This is a genomic window from Ralstonia sp. GX3-BWBA (assembly GCF_003290055.1).
GTDB classification, from domain to species: domain Bacteria; phylum Pseudomonadota; class Gammaproteobacteria; order Burkholderiales; family Burkholderiaceae; genus Ralstonia; species Ralstonia holmesii.
On the sequence record NZ_QMKS01000032.1, the window covers coordinates 1 to 1,202 of the forward strand.

The 1,202-nt window shown below is 61.6% G+C and carries 1 protein-coding gene; it reads right to left on the reverse strand.

Annotated features, from left to right (window positions below):
• Window positions 1–16: 16 nt before the first annotated feature.
• A protein-coding gene (locus tag DOD19_RS27455) for an IS3 family transposase (RefSeq protein ID WP_112189128.1) occupies window positions 17–1,140 on the reverse strand; the annotation gives its coding sequence in 2 pieces (ribosomal slippage) (window positions 17–882 and window positions 882–1,140; 1,125 coding nt in all).
• Between the last annotated feature and the right edge of the window lie 62 nt (window positions 1,141–1,202).

The window sequence follows — 1,202 nt, forward strand, 5'->3', positions numbered from 1 at the left end:
TGACCTGCCCCCGGTTTTAGTACGAAGCGCAGGTGGAGTCCGAGGTTAAAAACTCTTTCTGCTCATGCCCCTGTGCAAACTGCGCCGGGGTCAGATAGCCGAGCGAGCTGTGAGGCCGCTCGGTGTTGTACTCGATACGCCATTCCTCAATCAGCTGCCTGGCGTGGCGCATTGAGACGAACCAGTGCTCGTTCAGGCATTCATCGCGGAACCGCCCGTTGAAGCTCTCGATGTAGGCGTTCTCCACTGGCTTGCCGGGCCTGATGAACGACAGCGTGACGCCCGCTTCGTAGGCCCATGCGTCCAGCACCTTACCAGCGAACTCGGGACCATTGTCCACCGTGATGGAAGCTGGCAAGCCTCGCATCTCCTTCAGCCGTTCCAGCACTTGCTTGACCCGCAGGCCCGGCAATGAGGTGTCAACCTCGATGACCAGGCACTCGCGCGTGTAATCGTCGACCACGTTCAGGCATCGAAACCGCCGACCGTAGGCCAGCCCATCGGAAACGAAGTCCATCGACCAACTCTGGTTCGGGCCGGTTGGCAGCGACAGCGGCTTGCGTTCGACCGCCGCAATGCGCTTGCGTCGCCGCTTGCGCACACTCAGGCCCGCCTTGCTGTACAGGCGCCAGATGCGCTTGTGGTTGGCCAGCCAGCCCTCCCGTTGCAACAGCACGTGAATCCGGCGATAGCCATAGCGGCGCTTCTGCGCGGCGATGGCCATCATCCGACCCGTCAGCGCTTCATCGTCAACGCGGCGGCGCGATTCGTAGTGGAACAGCGAGCGCGAAATCCCTACCAGCCCGCAGGCCCGGGTGACCCCCATGGCGCGTTCGGTCATCAATACCTGGACCGCTTCGCGCTTGGCCTGCGGGCTTGCTACTTTCGGGACAGCAGGTCCTTCAGTGCCGCGTTGTCCAGCATCGATTCGGCCAGCAGGCGCTTGAGCTTGTTGTTCTCCTGCTCCAACTCCTTCAGCCGCTGCGCTTCGGAGACCGTCATCCCGCCGAACTTCGCCTTCCAGTTGTAGTAGGTCGCTTCCGAGATGCCGTGCTTGCGGCACAGCTCTGCTGGCTTCAGGCCGGCCTCGGCCTCCTTCAGCACGCCAATAATCTGTTCTTCGGTGAATCGCTTTTTCATGACCGCTCCTCTTCGGAACGGACTCTACATCGTCAGCGTACTAATCGCGGGGAGCAGGTCAC